The 18,943-nt window shown below is 65.8% G+C and carries 16 protein-coding genes; 9 read left to right on the top strand and 7 right to left on the bottom strand.

Going from position 1 to position 18,943, the window contains the following annotated elements:
• The first annotated feature begins 168 nt into the window (after positions 1-168).
• Positions 169-1,491, top strand: a complete 1,323-nt coding sequence (locus F0185_RS29575; protein ID WP_167231298.1) for an aspartate aminotransferase family protein — start codon at positions 169-171, stop codon at positions 1,489-1,491.
• Between the two features lie 17 nt (positions 1,492-1,508).
• On the opposite strand, the gene F0185_RS29570 is transcribed toward F0185_RS29575, so the two are convergent.
• From F0185_RS29570 to F0185_RS29560, 3 genes are all read right to left on the bottom strand, one after another.
• Positions 1,509-3,098 carry a hypothetical protein gene (locus tag F0185_RS29570; RefSeq protein WP_167231295.1) on the bottom strand — a complete coding sequence of 530 codons (1,590 nt, stop codon included), beginning with the start codon at positions 3,096-3,098 and terminating at the stop codon, positions 1,509-1,511.
• Between the two features lie 204 nt (positions 3,099-3,302).
• Positions 3,303-4,154, bottom strand: coding sequence for a fumarylacetoacetate hydrolase family protein (locus tag F0185_RS29565; RefSeq protein WP_167231292.1), 852 nt, complete (start codon positions 4,152-4,154; stop codon positions 3,303-3,305).
• 75 nt (positions 4,155-4,229) lie between these two features.
• Complete coding sequence (locus F0185_RS29560; RefSeq protein ID WP_167231289.1) at positions 4,230-5,081, bottom strand: c-type cytochrome; 852 nt, start codon at positions 5,079-5,081, stop codon at positions 4,230-4,232.
• A 93-nt stretch (positions 5,082-5,174) separates the two neighbouring features.
• Here F0185_RS29560 and F0185_RS29555 point away from each other — a divergent pair, with 93 nt between their 5' ends.
• From F0185_RS29555 to F0185_RS29540, 4 genes are read left to right on the top strand one after another with little or no spacing between them, the layout of a single operon-like run.
• Entirely contained in the window at positions 5,175-5,555 is a 381-nt protein-coding gene (locus F0185_RS29555) for a c-type cytochrome (RefSeq protein WP_370664090.1), read from the top strand.
• Positions 5,556-5,566: 11 nt separating this feature from the next.
• Positions 5,567-6,505 (top strand): cytochrome c oxidase subunit II, encoded by a 939-nt coding sequence (locus F0185_RS29550; RefSeq protein ID WP_370664089.1) that lies wholly within the window; start codon positions 5,567-5,569, stop codon positions 6,503-6,505.
• Positions 6,502-9,009, top strand: a complete 2,508-nt coding sequence (gene ctaD, locus F0185_RS29545; protein WP_167231281.1) for a cytochrome c oxidase subunit I — start codon at positions 6,502-6,504, stop codon at positions 9,007-9,009. The genes F0185_RS29550 and ctaD overlap by 4 nt, the downstream gene beginning before the upstream one ends.
• On the top strand, positions 8,994-9,344 hold the full coding sequence (locus F0185_RS29540) for a hypothetical protein (protein WP_223164602.1): 351 nt from the start codon (positions 8,994-8,996) through the stop codon (positions 9,342-9,344). Before ctaD ends, F0185_RS29540 begins: the two co-directional genes overlap by 16 nt.
• On the opposite strand, the gene F0185_RS29535 is transcribed toward F0185_RS29540, so the two are convergent.
• Both F0185_RS29535 and F0185_RS29530 read right to left on the bottom strand, forming a co-directional pair.
• Entirely contained in the window at positions 9,341-10,684 is a 1,344-nt protein-coding gene (locus F0185_RS29535) for a PQQ-dependent sugar dehydrogenase (protein WP_167231275.1), read from the bottom strand. The genes F0185_RS29540 and F0185_RS29535 overlap by 4 nt on opposite strands.
• A 96-nt stretch (positions 10,685-10,780) precedes the next feature.
• Positions 10,781-12,160: an MFS transporter gene (locus tag F0185_RS29530; protein WP_167231272.1), complete on the bottom strand. Its 1,380-nt coding sequence runs from the start codon at positions 12,158-12,160 to the stop codon at positions 10,781-10,783.
• Between the two features lie 308 nt (positions 12,161-12,468).
• Here F0185_RS29530 and F0185_RS29525 point away from each other — a divergent pair, with 308 nt between their 5' ends.
• Positions 12,469-12,924 (top strand): cache domain-containing protein, encoded by a 456-nt coding sequence (locus F0185_RS29525; protein ID WP_167231270.1) that lies wholly within the window; start codon positions 12,469-12,471, stop codon positions 12,922-12,924.
• 226 nt (positions 12,925-13,150) lie between these two features.
• Here the strand turns inward: F0185_RS29525 and F0185_RS29520 are convergent, their stop codons facing one another.
• Entirely contained in the window at positions 13,151-14,578 is a 1,428-nt protein-coding gene (locus F0185_RS29520) for a KamA family radical SAM protein (RefSeq protein WP_167231267.1), read from the bottom strand.
• A 243-nt stretch (positions 14,579-14,821) separates the two neighbouring features.
• Here F0185_RS29520 and F0185_RS29515 point away from each other — a divergent pair, with 243 nt between their 5' ends.
• Positions 14,822-15,277 carry a cache domain-containing protein gene (locus F0185_RS29515; protein WP_167231264.1) on the top strand — a complete coding sequence of 152 codons (456 nt, stop codon included), beginning with the start codon at positions 14,822-14,824 and terminating at the stop codon, positions 15,275-15,277.
• A gap of 58 nt (positions 15,278-15,335) precedes the next feature.
• Positions 15,336-17,051 carry a methyl-accepting chemotaxis protein gene (locus tag F0185_RS29510; RefSeq protein WP_167231261.1) on the top strand — a complete coding sequence of 572 codons (1,716 nt, stop codon included), beginning with the start codon at positions 15,336-15,338 and terminating at the stop codon, positions 17,049-17,051.
• A gap of 17 nt (positions 17,052-17,068) precedes the next feature.
• Here F0185_RS29510 and F0185_RS29505 read toward each other — a convergent pair whose 3' ends face one another.
• The gene (locus F0185_RS29505) at positions 17,069-17,647 is read right to left on the bottom strand and encodes a DNA-3-methyladenine glycosylase (protein WP_229477262.1); all 579 of its coding nucleotides are present in this window, start codon (positions 17,645-17,647) and stop codon (positions 17,069-17,071) included.
• Positions 17,648-17,990: 343 nt separating this feature from the next.
• On the opposite strand from F0185_RS29505, the gene F0185_RS29500 reads away from it, so the two are divergent.
• Positions 17,991-18,857, top strand: a complete 867-nt coding sequence (locus tag F0185_RS29500; protein ID WP_167231258.1) for an HDOD domain-containing protein — start codon at positions 17,991-17,993, stop codon at positions 18,855-18,857.
• The last annotated feature ends 86 nt before the right edge of the window (positions 18,858-18,943 follow it).

Raw genomic sequence — 18,943 nt, 5'->3', positions numbered from 1 at the left:
GATGTTCCACTGCCACAGGCCCGAGTCGGTCGATCATGCGCTTGCCTTTCATGTGTTGCGTTTATTGCCGCAGACAAAAATATTCGCACGCAGCCGGGGGTAGATCAACAGAATGGCGACGTTCTCCGCTTATTGTCAATCATCAACAATTTTCATGATGAGGACCTTATGAGCCACATGATGCACCGCAATCTCCGGCAAACCCCGCGGGTTGCCGTCAGCGCCCTGGGGATGCTGGTGCGCGACAGCGAGGGCCGGACCTATATCGACGCCTGCAGCGGCGCGGCGGTGTCGTCGCTCGGCCACGGCCACCCGGACATCCTCAGCGCGATGCACCGCCAGATCGACCGCAACGCCTACGCCCACACGGCCTTCTTCACCACCGACGTGGCCGAGGAACTGGCCGACCGCCTCACCGCCGGCGCGCCCGAAGGCTTGACTGAAGTGTACCTTGTCTCGGGCGGCTCGGAAGCGATGGAAACGGCGATGAAGCTGGCGCGCCAGTATTTTGTCGAAACCGGCCAGACCCAGCGCACCAAATTCATCGCGCGGCGCCAGAGCTACCACGGCAACACGCTCGGCGCCCTGGCCGTGGGCGGCAACGAGTGGCGCCGCCGCCACTTCGCGCCGCTCCTGATCGACGTGGCGCGCGTGGCGCCCTGCTACGAATACCGCGACCGCCTGCCGGACCAGACCCAGGACCAGTACACCAACGCCCTGCTGCGCGAACTCGACGAACAGATCCACGCGGCCGGCCCGCACACCATCGTCGCCTTCGTGGCCGAGCCGGTGGTGGGCGCGACCGGCGGCGCGATTCCGCCCACGCCCGGCTACTTCCGTGGCGTGCGCAACCTGTGCGACCGCTACGGCATCCTGTTCATCGCCGATGAAGTCATGTGCGGCATGGGCCGCACCGGCACCATGTATTCGATCGAGCAGGATGGCGTCTCGCCCGACATCATCACCATCGGCAAGGGACTCGGGGCCGGCTACCAGCCGATCGGCGCGGTGCTGGCCCAGCGCGCGCTGGTCGACCAGCTGCGCAAGGGCAGCGGCGCGTTCCAGCACGGGCATACCTACATCGGCCATCCGGTGGCCGCCGCCGCCGCGCTGGCGGTGCAGAAGGTGATCGAGCGCGACGACCTGCTGGCGGCGGTGCGCCTGCGCGGCGAAGCGCTGCGGCGCATGCTGCAGGCCGAATTCGGCGCGCACCCGAACGTGGGCGACATTCGCGGGCGCGGCCTGCTCATCGCCCTCGAACTGGTGCAGGAGCGCGCCAGCAAGGCGCCGTTCGACCCGGCCCGCAAGCTGCACGCGTCGGTCAGGAACAAGGCCATGGCCAATGGCTTGATGGTCTATCCGATGGGCGGCACCATCGATGGCGTGCGCGGCGACCATATTTTGCTGGCGCCGCCGTTCATCGCCACCGATGCCGACCTGTCGGAGATCGTGTCGCGCCTGTCCGATTCGCTGGCGGCGGCGCTCGACTGAGTCGCCGGGCCGGCAGCCTAATTAGCCGGCGTCTTGACGATCAGGTCGACAATGGTCCACGAAAAATCGGAGCGCAGCGTATTGTCGAAGATCGGATCGGTAATGCTCATGTAAAAGTCGGTGGCGTACGGCATGATCGGTTTCGGCGCCGGCGCGTAGGCCGCCAGGTTGTGGCAGGTCATGCAGTTCGACTGGATTCCGGTATTGGCGTTGATCGTGCCATTGATCGGGCGGCTGATGCCGGCGAACACATCCGGCCCGAAACCGGCTTCCAGGTAGGGGTTGTAGCCGTACACCGGCGCGCCCACGTTCTTGCCCTTGGTGATCGGTTGCGCCGGGGTGACGGTGGAGTAGGCCAGCGACATCGCATAGTGGCGCGCCGCGCCGTCCAGGTAGGCCATGGGGCGCGCGCCGGCGATGGCGGGCGAACTGGGCGAGAGCGGACGGTCGGGGTCGGCCACCCACCAGAAGGTTTGCCAGGTCCACATCTTGTTTTCGCGCGAGGTGATGTGCATGCCGATCAAAATCGCGATGTCGCCGGCCGCCACCGGCTTGTTGAGCTGGGCTGACAGGAAGGGCGCGTTCTCGGCCGTGATGCGCGTATGGATGAAGTCGCTCAAATAGAAGGTGTTGGCCGGCGTGCGCCGGTCGCATCCCGCATCGTTGCTGTTGCCACCGAGGCCGATCGGACGGTTGATGTCGACATACACGCAACTGTTCCAGGCCGCTTCGGGAAATCCGCTGTTCGGCTTGGCGGCGCCCGGTCCCGGCCAGCCCGGAAAGACGTAGATGCCACGCTCCACATTCTTGGGAATGATCTTGAATACCGGCTTGATCACGATCGCGTTCGCGGGAAAATTCGGCACCTCGGTGTAGCCTTGCGCCATCAGTTGCTTGAGGGTGGACTCATAAAACAGGCGGTTGCTGATCGCGTGCTGCGCGGCCGGCGGATTGTAGGCCACCGACACCAGGATCGCCGTGTCCGGCCTGCCGGGGGCGGGCGCTGCGGCCGATACCAGGCTCGCGCCGCGCTCCGCCGGCCGGTGGCCGTGCTGGAACTGGCGCGGCAGGTGCAGGTCGAGCGTGGGGCGCGCGAGCGGCCCGCTCTTGCCATCGTCGGCCTTGCGCTCGGGCGCGCTGCGGAAAATGATGTTGCCCGGCGAAGTCCAGGTTTCGAACGCGCGCACCACGGTGCCGTCGACGCTGCCGACCGGCTGGGTCAGTCCGGCCCACAGTCCCCAGCCATGCTGGTGGATCTGGTTTTCCACGCCGCCGAAAATCCACTGGTTCAGCTGGGTCTCGGCCTTGGGAAACACAAACGCCGGGTTCGGGCGCGGCAGGTCCGGCAGGCAGATCAGGTTGCCGTCGATGTTGCCGATGTCGCCGTACTGGCGGATCGCGTTCACGCAGGCATCCATCTTTTCCAGCGTGGTGGTTTGCTGGACCCCGCTGAGCTTCTTGCAATTGGCCCTGAGCTTGTCGCCGTTGACCGAAATATTGCTGCAGGAAAGTTGATAACTACCGTGGGGAATCGTCTGGGCAGTGGCGTACAGAGGTAGCGCCCAGCTCGCGAGGGCGAGCAGGAAAGGGGTGCGATAGCTGGTCATGGTCGCTTTCTTCCGGGTTGACAGGAGAAAGACCGGCATGGCCGGAACAAGCCGTCCATGCAGGCCGCGCACGCCGAATCTCGGCATGCTGGACTGCATGGTGTTCCCATATTCGCATTGCAATCTTACGAAAAGTCACCGCAGCGGCAAGCTGGGTATTGACATAAAAGAAGCATCGCGCTGGCGGGGACGCGCCCGCCCGGATCAGGTTTTCGTGTAGGCAATAACGTCTTGCTGCTGCTCGCCGAGGCCGGCGATGCCCAAGCGCAAGGTGTCGCCTTTTTTCAGGAAACGCTGCGGGCTGCGCGCCACGCCCACGCCCGGCGGGGTGCCGGTGGCGATGATGTCGCCCGGCTCGAGCGTCATGAAGCGCGACAGGTAGCTGACGATCTGCGCCACGCTGAAAATCATGGTCTCGGTGCAGCCGGTCTGCATGCGCTTGCCGTTCAGTTCCAGGTACAGGTCGAGGCGCTGCACGTCGATCACTTCATCGCGCGTGACCAGCCACGGGCCGACCGGGCCGAAGGTGTCGCAACCCTTGCCCTTGTCCCACTGGGGGCCGCGTTCGAGCTGGAACGAGCGTTCCGACACATCGTTGACGACGCAGTAGCCGGCCACGTAATTGAGCGCGTCTTCTTCGCTCACATACTGCGCGCGGGTGCCGATCACCACCCCGAGTTCGACTTCCCAGTCGGTTTTTTTGGAACCCTGCGGCAGCATCAGCGGATCGTCCGGGCCGGACAGGCAGGTGATCGCCTTCATGAACACGATCGGTTCAGTCGGCGGCGTGGCGCCGGTTTCGGCGGCATGGTCGGCGTAATTGAGGCCGATGCCGATGAATTTGCCCACGCCGCGAAGCGGCACGCCCAGGCGCGGCGTGCCACGCACCAGCGGCAGCGTTTTGTAGTCGATCTTGGCCAGCTTGCGCAGCGCCTTGTCAGACAGCAGCGAGGCATCGATATCGGCGACGACGCCGGACAGGTCGCGCAGGCGTCCTTCTTCATCGAACAAGCCGGGTTTTTCCTTGCCGGGACGGCCGTAACGAACCAGTTTCATTTGTATTCCTTAAATGGGGACAGCGTAAAGTCGCCCGCGATTGTAGCGCAGGCGGCGCTGCCCATCGGCGCAAGGTCAGCGCAACGTCAGCAGATAAGCGCTGATGTCGACCGCGTCGGCCTCGCTCACATCCTGCACCGGCATGGCGGTGAGCGGGTCGATGGCGTGCGGATCGCGGATCCAGCGCACCAGGTTTTCCTGCGTGTTGGGCAGGTGCCCGGCGATGAAGCGGCGCTTGCCAAGGCCGGCCAGCGGCCGCCCGACATAGGTGTCGGGACCGGTCACGCCGGGCACCACGTGGCAGGCGTTGCAGGCGTACTGGGTCAACGCGACGCGCCCGCGCCGCGGATTGCCCGGCCAGCGCGCCGGCAGCGCCGGTGCGGCGGACGCCGGCGCGGACGGCGCGCTCATGGCGGCATACGCGGGCGGCGCCAGTTCCGGCAGCTTGACCATGAAGGCCACCAGCGACCAGATATCGTCGTCGGCCAGGTGATATTCCCAGGCCGGCATGCCGCTCATCTTGATGCCGTTTTTGGTAATCCAGTACAGCTGCGCCGGCTGCCAGCGGCGCGCCGCGTCGACCAGCGGGCCAGGCACCGGCTGCATGCTCTTGCCGAAGTCCTGTTGCGCCACGCCGGGCGCGCCGTGGCATTGCACGCAGTGGTCGCGGTACACCAGCGCGCCCCGGCCGATGCGGGCGGCGCTGTCGAGCTTCGGCGCCGCCACGGCGCGCGCGTGGAAGCGCACCGAGTCGCGCATGCCCTGCTCGAGCAGGGTGTGGACGAACTGGAAATGCTGCTCGGTCGAGGCCACGTTGTACCAGCCGCTTTTGAGCACCAGCGCGGCGCCGATGGCCACTGTCACGGCGGCGACGGCGAGGGTGGCGGCAGCGGTTTTCAGGATCAGGCGGACGCGGTTGGAAGGCATGGTCGGCACCGCCGGGAGGCGCGCTCTATTGAAAAAATGATAGCAATTTTTCTTGTATTATATCGATCAAAATCGCTTTCACAGGATCGTAACGTGCGCGTATTTCCTCTTCCGATCGCCGTGGCGGCCGTGCTGTGCGCGGCGCTGGCAGGCTGCGACAAGCACGCCGAACCCGCGCCCCTGGCGGTGGCCGGCGGCGATGCGGTGCTGGGCAAGCGCCTGATGGAGCAGTACCAGTGCGGCGCCTGCCACGCCATTCCCGGCGTGGGCGCGGCCACCGGCAGCGCCGGCCCGCCGCTCGACAAATTCGGCCGCCGCAGCTACATCGCCGGACGCATTCCCAATTTGCCAGGGCCGCTGGCCGACTGGCTGGTCGATCCTCCCGCCATGAAACCCGGCACCACGATGCCCAACGTCGGCGTCTCCAAAGCCGAAGCGCGCCACATGGCGGCCTACCTGTACACCTTGCGATGAAGGGGACATCCGTGCAAGCCGCGCTGCCGCCTGTGCTGCAATCCGTGCTGCACCCCGCCGGCCCCGACGCGGCCATCATCAGCCAGTTCGCGTGGGTGCTGTTCGGCGGCGGCGCGCTGGTGTTCGCGCTGGTGATGGCGCTCGCCGCGCTGGGCCTCGGGCGGCGCGCGCGCACGGTGCGGCCGATGGCGTGGATCGCCGGCGCCGGCGTGGCCTTTCCGGTGGCGGTGCTGAGCGTGCTGCTGGCGTGGAGCACCTGGCGCAGCGGCCAGATGGCGGCCCAGAGCTCGCAGCACGCAACGCGGATCGCGGTCGGCGCCAACATGTGGTGGTGGGAGGTACGCTACCCGCACCCCGATGGCGGCGCGGACATCGTCAGCGCCAATGAAATCCATATTCCCACGGGGACCCCGGTGTACCTGGGCTTGAGCTCCGGCGACGTGATTCACAGCCTGTGGGTGCCGGCGCTGGGCGGCAAGATGGACATGGTGCCGGGGCGCGTTACCGGATTGACCCTGCAGGCGGATCAAGCGGGCGTCTATCGCGGCCAGTGCGCCGAATACTGCGGCGAGCAGCATGCGCGCATGGCGCTGCACGTGATCGCCCATGCGCCGGCCGATTACGCGGCCTGGCTGGCGCGCCAGGCCGGGCCGGCCGCCGCGCCCGCCAACGCGCTGCTTGCGCGCGGGCGGCAAGCCTTCATCGACCAGCGCTGCGTGGCCTGCCACACCATTCGCGGCGTGAGCGAGGTAACGCGCCTGGGACCGGACCTGACCCACGTCGGTGGACGCCTGCATATCGCCGCAGGCACCCTGCGCACCCATCGCGGCACCCTGGCCGGCTGGATCGCCGACCCGCAAAGCATCAAGCCGGGCGCGCGCATGCCGCCGGCCGGCATGGACGGCGATACCCTCAACGCGCTGGCGGCCTACCTGGAACAGCTCAAATGACCAGCACCGCACCTCTTCCCAACACGCTGCCGCGCCCTCCCGGCGAATTCGAACGCCTGCAAGCGGCGTGGAAGACGCCGACCGGCTGGCGCTATCTGACCACCGTCAACAACACCAATATCGGCCTGCTGTACATCGGCACCTCGCTGCTGTTCTTCCTGCTGGCCGGCGTACTTGGCCTGATGATGCGCATGCAGCTGGCAATCCCCGAAAACACCTTTTTGAGTGCCTCGACCTACAACCAGGTATTCACCATGCACGGCACGGTGATGATGTTCCTGTTCGCCATTCCCGTGGTCGAAGCGATCGCGGTCTACCTGCTGCCCAATATGCTGGGCGCGCGCGACCTGCCCTTCCCGCGCCTGTCGGCGTATGCCTTCTGGGCCTACGCCATCGGCGGGCTGGCGTTTTTCTGCACCCTGTTCGTCGGACTGGCACCCGACGGCGGCTGGTTCATGTATCCGCCGCTGACCGGCAAGGCCTATTCGCCCGGCCTGAACGCCGACTTCTGGCTGCTCGGGATCGGCTTCATCGAAATCTCGGCCATCGCCGGGGCGATCGAACTGATCGTCGGCATCCTGTTCACGCGCGCGCCCGGCATGACCCTGGGCCGCATGCCGGTCTACGCATGGGCCATGCTGGTGGTCGGCGTGATGATCGTGTTCGCCTTCCCGGCCATCATCGCCGGCACCGCGCTGCTCGAACTCGAACGCGCCTACGACTGGCCGTTCTTCATTGCCGACCGGGGCGGCGACCCGATCCTGTGGCAGCACCTGTTCTGGTTCTTCGGCCATCCCGAGGTATACATCATCTTCCTGCCGGCCGCCGGCATGGTCTCGACCATGATCCCAAGCATTGCCGGCGTGCCGCTGGTGGGACGGCGCGCGATCATCGTGGCGCTGGTGGCGGTGGGCTTTTTCAGTTTTGCGCTGTGGGCCCACCACATGTTCACGGCCGGCCTGGGCGTGATGAAAATGAGCTTCGTGTCGGCCGCCAGCATGGCCGTCGCGGTGCCGACCGCGATCCAGGTGTTCGCCTGGATCGCCACCATGTGGCGCGGGCGCGTGAGCATGACGGCGCCGGCGCTGTTCCTGCTCGGCTTCATGTTCATTTTTGTGCTCGGCGGGCTGACCGGCGTGATGGTCGCCGTGCTGCCGTTCGACTGGCAGGTGCACGACACCTACTTCATCGTCGCCCACCTGCACTACGTGCTCATTGGCGGCATGCTGTTTCCGGTGTTCGCGGCGCTGTATTACTGGATCCCGCTGATCAACGGCAACCAGCTCTCGGAGCGCCTGGCGCGCTGGGTGTTCGCCCTGATGTTCGGCGGCTTTAACGTGGCCTTCTTCCCGATGCATGTCACCGGCCTCTTGGGCATGCCGCGCCGGGTGTACACCTACAACAGCGAAATGGGCTGGGATGGACTGAACATGCTCTCGAGCGTGGGCGCCTTTGTCTTCGCCTTCGGAGTGCTGCTGTTCCTGTTCGACCTGGCGCGCACCCTGCGCATGGCCGACAAAGAGGTCGGCAACCCGTGGAACGCGGCCACACTCGAATGGCTGCCGTCGGAAGACTACAGCAACCGCAGCATCGCGCGCATCACCTCGAGCGATCCGCTGTGGGAGCAGCCGACCCTGGCGCGCGAGGTGGCGGCGGGCCAGCACTACCTGCCGGGCAGCGTCAGCGGACGGCGCGAGACCATCGCCACCAGCGCGCTCGGCGCCGTGCCGCGCTACCTGATGATCCTGCCCGGCGACAGCTGGTGGCCCTTGATCGCCGCCGCCGGCACGGCTGGCTTTTTCCTGCTGCTGACGGTCAAACTCACCTGGACCGCGTGGGCTTGCGGCATCGCGGCGATTGTCGGCATTGTGGCGTGGCTGTGGCAGTCGGACCGCCCGCCGCCGCTGGCGCATGCCAGGGTGGGCGCGGACCTGACCCTGCCGGTGGGCGCGCGCGGCACGGCCTCGCATTCGTGGTGGGCGACCCTGATCATGCTGGTGGTCGATGCGACCATCTTCGCGTCCTTCGTGTTCGCCTACATTCATATTTCGATGCGCCTGACCGTGTGCCCGCCGCCACAGGCCGCGCTGGCCGCGCCTTTGTGGCCGCTGCTATCCTGCGCCCTGCTGATCGCCAGTTCGGCGCTGGTCTGGCTGGCCGGCCGCGCGCTGGAGCGGCGTCGCCTGGCGCCGCTGGTGCTGGCGGCGCTGGCGTGCATGCTGGCCGCGTTTGCGTGCGACTTCAACGGGCAGCGCCTGGCGGGGCTGGAGCCGACCGCGCAGGCCTGGAGCGCGACGGTGGCGACCCTGCTCGCCTACCAGGGGCTGCATGTGATCACGCTGGTGCTGGCGGCGCTGTATTTATGTGTGCGCGCGTGGCGCGGGATTCTTACCAGCGCCAGCCGGGCGACCCTGGATAACACGGCGCTGATGTGGCATTACACCAGCCTGCAGGGCATCGCCGCCGCAGCGGCGATCCACCTGGTGCCATGGGTGATGAACTGATGATGCGCGAACGTCTATTGAGCAAACTGCTGCACGCCTGCGCGCCGCTGCTGGTGTGGGCGCTGCATTTTTTCTTTTGCTATGTGTGGGTGGCGGCGCTGTGCGCGCCGGGGCTGATCGATGGCGAAGCGCCGCGACGGTCGGTGGTGGGACTGGTGTCGGTGCTGGCGCTGGGGCTGTGCCTGTGGCTGGCGTGGCGCGCGCGCCATGTGCTGGCCAAGGCGTCGGAGGCGACGCGCTTGTCGGACTGGGCCAGCGCCGGCAGTGCGGTGCTGGCCGTCGCCGGCGTGGCCTGGACCAGCCTGCCGGCCTTGATGCTCGATGGTTGCGGCTAGTTGGCCGCGACCGGCGCGCTCGCCACCGCCGGCGTCACCCGCCAAATCACATTACCCACATCGTCGGCCACCAGCAGCGCACCGGCCTTGTCGACCGCCACCCCAACCGGGCGCCCGTAGGCGTCGCCCGCCTGGTTCACAAACCCGGTCAGGATCTCGATCGGTTTGCCTTTCGGCATACCCTTTTCAAACGGTACGAACACCACGTTATACCCGCTCAGCGGCTCGCGATTCCACGAACCGTGCTGGCCGATGAACGCGCCGCCCGCGTACTGCGCCGGGAACAGGCTCCCCTCATAGAACACCATGCCCAGCGGCGCCACATGGCTGCCCAGCGCGTAGTCGGGCGCGATCGCCTTGGCCACCAGCTCCGGCTTGGGCGGCTTGACCCGCTCGTCGACATGCTTGCCGTAATAGCTGTACGGCCAGCCGTAAAAGCCGCCCTCCTTCACCGAGGTCAGGTAATCGGGCACCAGATCGCTGCCCAGCTCGTCTCGTTCATTGACCACCGTCCACAAAACGCCGCTCTGCGGCTGCCAGCCCATGCCGTTCGGATTGCGCAGGCCCGAGGCGAACAGGCGCGTGGCCTTGCTGGCCAGGTCGACTTCGAGGATCGCGGCGCGGTTGACCTCGTTCTCCATGCCATTTTCGGCCACATTGCTGTTCGACCCGACCGTCGCGTACAGCTTGCCGCCATCCTTGCTGGCGATGATGTTCTTGGTCCAGTGGTGGTTGATCGGCCCGCCCGGCAAGGCGGCCACCGTCTCGGGCGCGGCGCCGATCGCCGTTTCGCCGCTGCGATACGGGAACTTCACGATGGCGTCGGCATTGGCGATGTACAGCACGTCGCCGACCAGCGCCATGCCGAATGGCGAATTGAGGCCCTTGAGGAATTCGGTACGCACTTCGGCCACGCCGTCGCCATCAAGGTCGCGCAGCAGGGTGATGCGGTTGGCGCTGGGCACGCCGGCGCCGGCCTTGGCCATCACCTTTTTCATCACGAAGCCCTTGATGCCCTTGCCATCTTCGGGCTTGGGCGGGGCATTGGTCTCGGCCACCAGCACGTCGCCATTGGGCAGCACGTACAGCCAGCGCGGATGGTCCAGCCCGCTGGCCAGGGCCTTGACGGCCATGCCGGTCGCGGCGCGCGGGGTCACGCCCGCCGGCCAGCTTTTGGCGGGCGCGATATTGACAGTCGGGATGAGGGTCTTGTTCGGCGCGGGAATGAGCGGGGCCGGGCCGACATCGGCGCTGGCCGGCAAGGTGGACTTTTCGCCGCAGGCCGCAAGGCCCAGCAGCATGCAGCCTGCGAGCAGGCGAACGGACGGATGGTCGCGCATGGGAAAATCTCCTTGGATTGGACGGGAAGCGGTCCCGGCGATTTTAGTCGAATCGTCCAATCCCGCTCGCCCGTTAGGCCAGCGCGCACGCGCCGCTCAGGCGGGCTTGGCGAAATCCTCTTCGGCAACCAGGAGCGGCGCCATGCGGCTGGCCGAGCGCCGCCCCAGCGCGTACATCACCAGGCCCGGCAGTTGCACCAGCACCAGCACGCCGAACCCGACCCGGTAGGCGATGGCCGGATAGTGGCCGAGCGCGTCCGGCGCCCACAAGCCGATCAGCTGGCCGAAGCCGGCCTGCACCAGGAAGGCGCCGATGAAGATCAGCATGTTCAGGCAGGACGAGGCCGGGCCGGCCAGCTCGCGCGGCAGGCTTTGCTGCACGATCGTGTATTCGATGCCGGTGATGGTGCCCACCAGCGTGAACAACACGGCCAGTTGCGGGAACGTCGGCGCATGGTTCAGCACGATCGCGCACTGCACCAGCACGAAGCCGGCCACCCCGATCGCGGCCACGTCGAGCGGGGCGATCCCGCGCCGCTTGGCCCATTCGGTAATCATCCCTACCGCAATGGCGCCGAAGATGACGGCGGCCATGCTCAGGTATAACAGGTAAGCCACGGTGCCCTCGGAAAAACGGGCGACGTCGGACAGCCAGCGGCCGATCCACAGTCCCTGTATGCCCCAATAAATGGTATGCGACAAGAGCACCAGCATGATGGTCTTGCGAAAGGCGCGGTTGCGCCACACCTCGAGCAGCGCGCGCGCGCTCGGCGCCTTGGTCGCCGGGGCGCCGCCCTGGCGCGGCCTGACCAGCCAGGCGAACAGGGCGATCGCGGCGGTCAGCGCGGCCAGCCCGATGAACAGGCCGCGCCAGTCGGTCACTTCAAGCACGCGGCGCAGCGGCAGGGTGGCGGACGCCGAGCCCAGGCCGCCGAAGGCGATCAGGAAGCCGACCGACGATGGCAGGCGTTCTGCCACCACCCCGGCCGAGATGGCCTTCACAGCCACCATCATGGTGCCGCCGACGCCAAAGCCGATCACGGCACGGGCCAACACCAGCTGGGTCAGGGTTTCTCCGTAAGAAAACATCAGGGCGCCCAAGGCCGCCAGCAGCAGCATCGCCAGTTGCACCTTGTGGGGGCCGTGGCGCTCAAGGGCATAGGCGGTGGGGAGCTGGGCCAGGACCACGGAAAAGAAGAAGGTGCTGGTGAGCAGGCCCAGCTGGCCGGGATTGAGCGACAGGGACGCGACCAGGTCCGGCACCAGCACCGCATTCACGTTGCGCAGCAGCGCATGCATGTATTGACCGAGCGCGAACGGCAGGAACACGGTGAAAAACAGGGCAGCGCGCGGTTGCCACGCGCTTTTCGGTGCGCCGCTGGCAGCACGCGCCACGTCCGGCGCCGGGTTGTCGGCCGGGCACGCGTGCGCGTCCGTGGCGCGCAGGAATGTGCTGTGGATGATGTCAGTGCGCATTGCGGACTCCGGTAAACGGTGAAAAGGATGCTGGGTCGCCGTCAAAGATTCTTACCTACAAAATTGCCGACAGGAATTAATAGTAAAAGCCTGCGCCAGGGCCAGATTGTGGTGCGTCAACTGAGCCCAAAAAACTTCCCACAGAGCATCAATCCTCCATAGACATAGCTAGTGTTGCAGTGCGGCCGCACCGGCCCGACGACTGGCAAGTGCTTGAGGTAGCGCAACTTGCGTCGCGCACGCGGGCGTACATTGGAAATGCGTCGAAGCAACATTTACCCAATGAATTTTTATACAAGGAAGTCGCCATGAAAATGCTGTTCACCGTTGCCACCTTGGGCCTGGCCATTGCGGCAGGTCATGCCTGCGCTGCCGAACCGGCCGAAAAAGATGCCATCGCCCTGGTCGAGAAAGGCGCCGCCCTGGTCAAGTCGGATGGCAAGGCCGAGATGATCAAGCGCATCAACGCCAAGGACCCCTTGTTTGTGCAAAGCGCGATCTATCTGTATATGTCCGATGCCAAGACGGGCGTGATCCTGGCGCACCCGATGAACCCGGCGCTGGTGGGCAAGGACTTGATCGACGTGCCCGACACCAACGGCAAGCCCTTCCGGCGCCAGGGCGTCGACATGGTGGCCAAGCAAGGCAAGGGCTGGATCGACTACACCTACAAGAACCCCGCCTCCGGCAAGATCGAGCCGAAGACGACCTATCTGATGCGCGTCGACGACGTCATCCTGCAAGCCGGCATCTACAAGAAGTAATCACAAGACAGCGATCGCAGGACGCGCGCGCCACGGCGCCGTGTCCGGCCCGATGCCGGCAAGCCGGGCTCATACGACACCCTGGTTTCTTGCCGCCGCAACTGGCGGCAGCGGTGGCGGCGATCCGCCCGCTTGACCGGGTGTCGCGCCATAGCCGGAAAAACCCCTCTCCAACTCGCCTCGTACGCCGTGCAGCCGCCCCCATGGCGGCGGCGTTGGCGTGCGTTTACTGGCTGCAACGACCGGCGTCGGTGCGCCGCGTCGACGTGATCGGAATCACCTTGCCGGCCGGCGCCGGCGGCGGCGCGGCGCGATCGTCCTCGCTTTCGAAGAAGAACTTGCTCTTGCCAAAAGCGGGCACCAGGTGATCCATCCAGGTCGCCTTGTCATCGTATTTAGCGAAGAAAGGTTTGCGCACCCAGTCGGGATTGCGGGCCTGCAAAAATTGCAACGCGAACAGTTTCTCGCCATTGATGGTGACCACGCCATCGATCACGATCTTGCCGGGGAATGCGCTCATGGACGGCCCGCGCACCGTGCGCGAGAGCCCCGACACCATCTGGAACGCCGCCTGGAAGATGTCGTGGGCGCGCGCCAGCGGCAGCGCAAAATACTCGCTCGGCCCGGTATCGCGCTCGACGAACATATAGTACGGAATCGCGCCCAGGCGCACGCCGGTGGTCCACAGCTCGGCCCAGCTGGCGGGGTTGTCGTTGATATGGCGGATCAGCGGACCTTGCATGCGCAGGGTGGCGCCGGTCGACACAATGCGCTTGACCGCCTTTTGCGCCGTCTCGTTGCGCAGTTCGACCGCGTGGCTGTAGTGGCCCATGATGGCCAGATTCTTGCCGGCGGCGACCACTTTTTCGAACAGGCGCATCAGGTCGTCGGCATCGCGGTCGCTGACGAAACGCTGCGGCCAGTAGGCCACCGCCTTGGTGCCGATGCGGATGTTCTGGATATGCGCCAGCTCGGGCACCAGCAGCGATTCGAGGAACACGGCCAGCGAACGGGTATTCATGACCATCGGGTCGCCCCCGGTGATGAGCACGTCGGTGACCTGCGGCTGGCTTGCCAGGTAGGCCACCAGTTCGGACGTTTCGCGCGCATCGAACTTCATGTCGTCCATGCCGACGAACTGCGGCCAGCGGAAGCAAAAGGTGCAGTAGGCGTGGCAGGTCTGGCCCGCGCTGGGGAAAAACAACACCGTTTCCTTGTACTTGTGCTGGAGGCCGCGCAAGGGAGCGTCGTTGACGCGCGGTACGTTATGGGTCATCTGGCCGGCCGGATGCGGATTCATGCGCATGCGGATCGCGTGCACCAGCCGGTTGATGGCCGCCTCATCCTTCTTGAACAGCACCAGCTCGCGCAGCCGGGCGTACTCCTGGGGCTGCAGCATGTCGCGGTGCGGAAACACAAGGCGGTAGATCGGATCGTCTGGAATATTGCTCCAGTCGATCAGTTGGTCCATCACGTATTCATTGGTGCGAAACGGCAGCACGCGCGCCACCACTTGCACCGCCTCTTGCAGCTCGGGCGACATGAATTGCCACTGGCGCGCCTGGGCGATCGACTGGCGCGTGTAGGGCTTGAATGTGGGTAGCGGGGAATCGGTCACGGCGGAGCTCCAGAGAAAGTCGGAAGGGAATGCCATCAGCACTTTCCCAAAAGGAATGGCAGGCAGGAAGCCATCATATGCTTGCATTTTGGAATTAAATTGTCGTAGATCAAGATGAGAGATCGTCTCTGCGGCGGGGGCGCTGGCGGCGCGGCCGAGTGTGGCGTGTACGCATCCTTTACCCCGACTTTGACATGGCGCAATCGACGCCATGAGGGACGGCATAAATTACGCAATGTACCCAAGCAACAATCGCCCCGCGTTCCCGAAAGGATATGTATGAAACTACTGATGAGTGCCGCCGCCGTGTGCCTCGCCTTCACTGCCGGCCAGGCCTGCGCCACCGGCCCCACCGACAAGGATGCCATCGCCATGGTCGAGCGCGGCGCGGCGCTGATCATGGCCAAGGGCAAGGATGAATTGGTGAAAAAAATCAACGCCAAGGACAAGGACTTCGTCCAGGGCGAACTGTATCTGGACATGCGCGACCTGCAAACCGGGATCGTGCTGGCGCACCCGATCAACCCCTCGATCGTCGGCAAGGACCTGATCGACGTGCCCGACGCCAGCGGCAAGAAATACCGCCGCGACATCATCAACCTGGGCCAGTCCAAGGGCAAGGGCTGGATCGACTACCAGTACAAAAACCCCACCAATGGCAAGATCGAGCCGAAAACCACCTACATCCAGCGCGTCGATGACGTGATCCTGGAAGCGGGCATCTATAAAAACTGAAGCGTCTGGAATGCGGGCGGCGCCTGCCGTTCGCTGAACGTTCTGTCGGGAGTAAGGCATGCTGAACAAACTGCGTATTGGGCCCAAGCTGTTGCTGGCCCCCGGGCTGGTACTGATCTTGCTGATGCTGGTGGCCGCCGGCGCCTGGTACGGCATGGTGCGCCAGAACGATTCACTGGAAAAAATGGTGCAGGTGCACGCCACGCGCCAGAAAGTGGCGGCCGACGTGGCCGGCGACACCAAGCATGCGCACGCCAACATCTACCAATTGCTGGCCTGGATCAACGGCAGCTTCGCCCAGTCGCGCGTCGATGCGCTCGCGAAGGACATCGGCAAGAAGCACGGCGCCATCGCCGCCCAGCTGGGCGCGCTGGCGCGCATGGCGCACCCGTCCGAGAAGAAACTGATCGACGCTTCCACGGCGGCGCTGGGCGCCTACCGCAAGGGCGTGCTCGAGACCATCGAAATGGCGCAGATGGACCAGTCGATCGCCACCAACTCGATGCAAAAGGCGGAAAAGGAATTCGTCGCCTTAAGCGCGGCCCTGGACCAGCTGGCCAACGTGGAAAAGCAGTTGGGCGAGCGCGCCTATGCCGACGCACGCGAAGAATTTCGCGCGCTGGTGGGGGCGATGGGGGCGCTGGTGCTGCTCTCGATCGGCCTGTCGCTGCTGGCCACGATGCTGGTGCGGCGCGCCATGGTGACCGACATCCGCGCCATTGCCGGGGTGGTGGGCGCGCTCTCGGACGGGCGCCTGACGGTCGGCGCGCCCAACCGCGGCCGCGACGAAATCGCCGACACCTCGCGCGCGCTGGACCAGACCATCGGCACCCTGAACCAGACCTTGCGTGCGGTCCTGTGCTCGGTGCGCTCGATCGACACCGCCTCGCACGAAATCGCCACCGGCAACATGGACCTGTCGAACCGCACCGAAATGCAGGCCGGCTCGCTCGAACAAACCGCCAGCGCGATGGAAACCCTGACCCTGGCGGTGAAAGAAAACGCCAGCAACGCGCGCCGCGCCAACGAGCTGGCGGCCAACGCCGCCACCCTGGCCGCCAGTGGCGGCAAAGCGGTGGACCGGGCGGTGTCGAGCATGGCCCAGATCAAGGCCAGCTCGGCCAAGATGGTCGACATCATCGGCGTGATCGACGCCATTTCGTTCCAGACCAATATATTGGCGTTGAACGCGGCGGTGGAAGCGGCGCGCGCCGGCGAACAGGGGCGCGGTTTCGCGGTCGTGGCGTCCGAAGTACGCACCCTGGCGCAGCGCTCGGCGGCGGCGGCCAAGGAAATCAAGGTCCTGATCGCCGCCTCGGTCGCCATCATCGACGGCGGCGGCGCCTCGGTCAACGAAGCGGGCAGCAGCATGGGCGAGATCGTGGCCTCGGTCAGGCAAGTCAACGAGATCATCGAGCGCATCAGCCTGGCCAGTTCCGAGCAGGCCGACGGCATCGCCGAAGTGAATATGGCGGTCGGCCAGATGGATGCCATGACCCAGCAGAACGCGGCGCTGGTCGAGCAGGCCGCAGCGGCGGCCGAAAGCCTGCACGAGCAGACGGTCAACCTGTCGCAGGCGGTATCGGTGTTCCAGATCGATACCGATGGCGACGACGAAACGGGATCGGGCGCCCACGCCGGGCTGCACGGCGACCCGGACGCCGCTTACCGCGAACCGGCCGAGCGGCGCGCGGCGGCCAGCCGGATGCGGGCGGTGGGTGCGCGCGGGCTGTCGCCGGCGGCGCGCGCGGCGGCCGGTCGGCGCGCCGTGTAAAGCGCTGGCGCAGAGTCCTAGCGGAACGGCCGGCTCACGAAGCGCGACCCGGCCAGGCCGAAGCGCCAGGGCACGTCCATGGCCTTGGAAATGCCGATGCGCGGGCCGGCCACCACCACGGCCGGCGTGGCGGGGGCGAGCAACGCGAACGGCGGCGCGTCCAGCGCCAGCGCATTGTGGGAGCGGGTCACGCCCAGCGCCTGGCACAGCTTGCCGGGTCCGGAGCACAGCAGGCGCACATCGTCCACGCCGCGCCGCTCGCGCATCAGCTCGATGCCGTCGAGCGGCTCGATGGCGCGGATCAGCACCGCGGCGCCGTGGCCCTCCTCGCGGCAGACGAAGTTCAGGCACCAGTGGATGCCGTAGGAGCGGTACACATAGGCGTGCCCGGGCGGGCCGAACATGGCCAGGTTGCGTTCGCTGGGACCGGAAAAGCTGTGCGAAGCCGGATCGTCGCGGTCATAGGCTTCGGTTTCGACGATGCGCCCGCCCACGCCATCGACCAGCAGCGCCACGCCGATCAGCTGGCGCGCCACCTCGTGCGACGGCGCGCCAAAATCGATACCCGCCAACTGCCTTGTTGTCTGCATTTTCATAGGAAACAATTCTACCTAAACTCGCCCGCTGTCCGTTTGCCGCACAGCGCGGCTTGGTTTTACGGCAAGCCTGCCAGGGCCTTCCCCCGGTGCCAGGTCTGACATTCGGACACGGACTCGTCACTGGTAATGCTGAGCTCGTGTCCGAATGTCAGACCTGACACCAGAGGTTGGGGGTGGTTTTGAGGCAAACCTGCCAGTGTGGCCATGCCATGTGTGACGGCGGGCCAACACTGAAGAAAGATTCTTTTTTGATTGAGACAAGATGAGCCGCTGCGAGGCAGACTGGTTTATAGTGACGCATTGCAAGAGATTCCACACGGAAACTAATCTTCGATATCATATGAGCAACCCAGCCCTAGCCACCACTGCCGACGACCCGGTCGATGCCCTGATCAAGTCGATCCGGATACCGCCACGTCCGAGCCTGTTGGCCGACCTGCAGCGCGAACTGATGTCGGAAGATCCGTCGCCGGCCACCATCGGACGCATTATCGCCAGCGATGTCGGCATGTCCGGGGCGCTGCTCAAACTGGCCAATTCCTCCTTTTACGGCGGCAAGCGCAAGGCCAAGTCGATCGAGCAGGCGATTCTTTTCCTGGGGATCAACCAGGTCGCGGCCCTGATGACGGGCCTGCTGGCACGCCGCAGCATCGGCACCGACCACGCCTCGCTGGCCAGTTTCTGGGACCTGTCGACCCGGCGCGCCCAGGCCATGGTGTACCTGTCGCGCCGCTTGCGCATCGGCGAAGCCGACGTGGCGCACACTTTCGGCCTGTTCTGCGACACCGGCGTGCCGCTGCTGATGCAGCGCTTTCCCGCCTACGCCTCCACCTTCGCCGAAGCGGCCAACGACCCGCTGCGCCCCTTCACCGCGCTCGAAGATGAACGCCACAGCACCAACCACGCCGCCATCGGCTGCCTGCTGGCGCGCAACTGGGGCCTGTCGAGCGAAGTGGCGTGGGCCATCCTGCACCACCAGGATTACAGCGTGCTCGAAGACGAGGCCACCGACGACGCCGTGCGCGCCCTGGTGGCGCTGTCGCTGCTGGCCGAAAGCGCCATCCAGCAGTACCAGGGCCACGGCGGCTCGCTCGAATGGGACAAGGGCGGCGCCCGCGCCAGCGCCTACCTCGGCCTGTCCGACGACGACATCACCGACCTGCTCGACGAGCTGCACGACTCCTTCCACGGCGAGCACGAGGGCTAGCAGCCTGTCGGACTTGGGGAGTCGAAGCGAAAAAATGGCTGGGCGAGGCCAGATTTTGACGATTTCGCAGTGCCAATAGCGTGCTA

This window comes from Massilia rubra, from assembly GCF_011682065.1.
In the GTDB taxonomy this organism is placed as follows: Bacteria; Pseudomonadota; Gammaproteobacteria; order Burkholderiales; family Burkholderiaceae_D; genus Telluria_A; species Telluria_A rubra.
The sequence above is the reverse complement of the archived record's forward strand: the minus strand, read 5'-3'. Positions and strand labels throughout refer to the sequence as shown.

Coding starts and splice junctions, on each gene's coding strand:
- F0185_RS29525 (WP_167231270.1), top strand. CDS start 12,469: ATGAAAATGCTGTTCACCGTTGCCACCTTGGGCCTGGCCATTGCGGCA.
- F0185_RS29520 (WP_167231267.1), bottom strand. CDS start 14,578: ATGGCATTCCCTTCCGACTTTCTCTGGAGCTCCGCCGTGACCGATTCC.
- ctaD (WP_167231281.1), top strand. CDS start 6,502: ATGACCAGCACCGCACCTCTTCCCAACACGCTGCCGCGCCCTCCCGGC.
- F0185_RS29575 (WP_167231298.1), top strand. CDS start 169: ATGAGCCACATGATGCACCGCAATCTCCGGCAAACCCCGCGGGTTGCC.
- F0185_RS29500 (WP_167231258.1), top strand. CDS start 17,991: ATGAGCAACCCAGCCCTAGCCACCACTGCCGACGACCCGGTCGATGCC.
- F0185_RS29560 (WP_167231289.1), bottom strand. CDS start 5,081: ATGCCTTCCAACCGCGTCCGCCTGATCCTGAAAACCGCTGCCGCCACC.
- F0185_RS29565 (WP_167231292.1), bottom strand. CDS start 4,154: ATGAAACTGGTTCGTTACGGCCGTCCCGGCAAGGAAAAACCCGGCTTG.
- F0185_RS29510 (WP_167231261.1), top strand. CDS start 15,336: ATGCTGAACAAACTGCGTATTGGGCCCAAGCTGTTGCTGGCCCCCGGG.
- F0185_RS29530 (WP_167231272.1), bottom strand. CDS start 12,160: ATGCGCACTGACATCATCCACAGCACATTCCTGCGCGCCACGGACGCG.
- F0185_RS29515 (WP_167231264.1), top strand. CDS start 14,822: ATGAAACTACTGATGAGTGCCGCCGCCGTGTGCCTCGCCTTCACTGCC.
- F0185_RS29505 (WP_229477262.1), bottom strand. CDS start 17,647: ATGAAAATGCAGACAACAAGGCAGTTGGCGGGTATCGATTTTGGCGCG.
- F0185_RS29570 (WP_167231295.1), bottom strand. CDS start 3,098: ATGACCAGCTATCGCACCCCTTTCCTGCTCGCCCTCGCGAGCTGGGCG.
- F0185_RS29540 (WP_223164602.1), top strand. CDS start 8,994: ATGGGTGATGAACTGATGATGCGCGAACGTCTATTGAGCAAACTGCTG.
- F0185_RS29535 (WP_167231275.1), bottom strand. CDS start 10,684: ATGCGCGACCATCCGTCCGTTCGCCTGCTCGCAGGCTGCATGCTGCTG.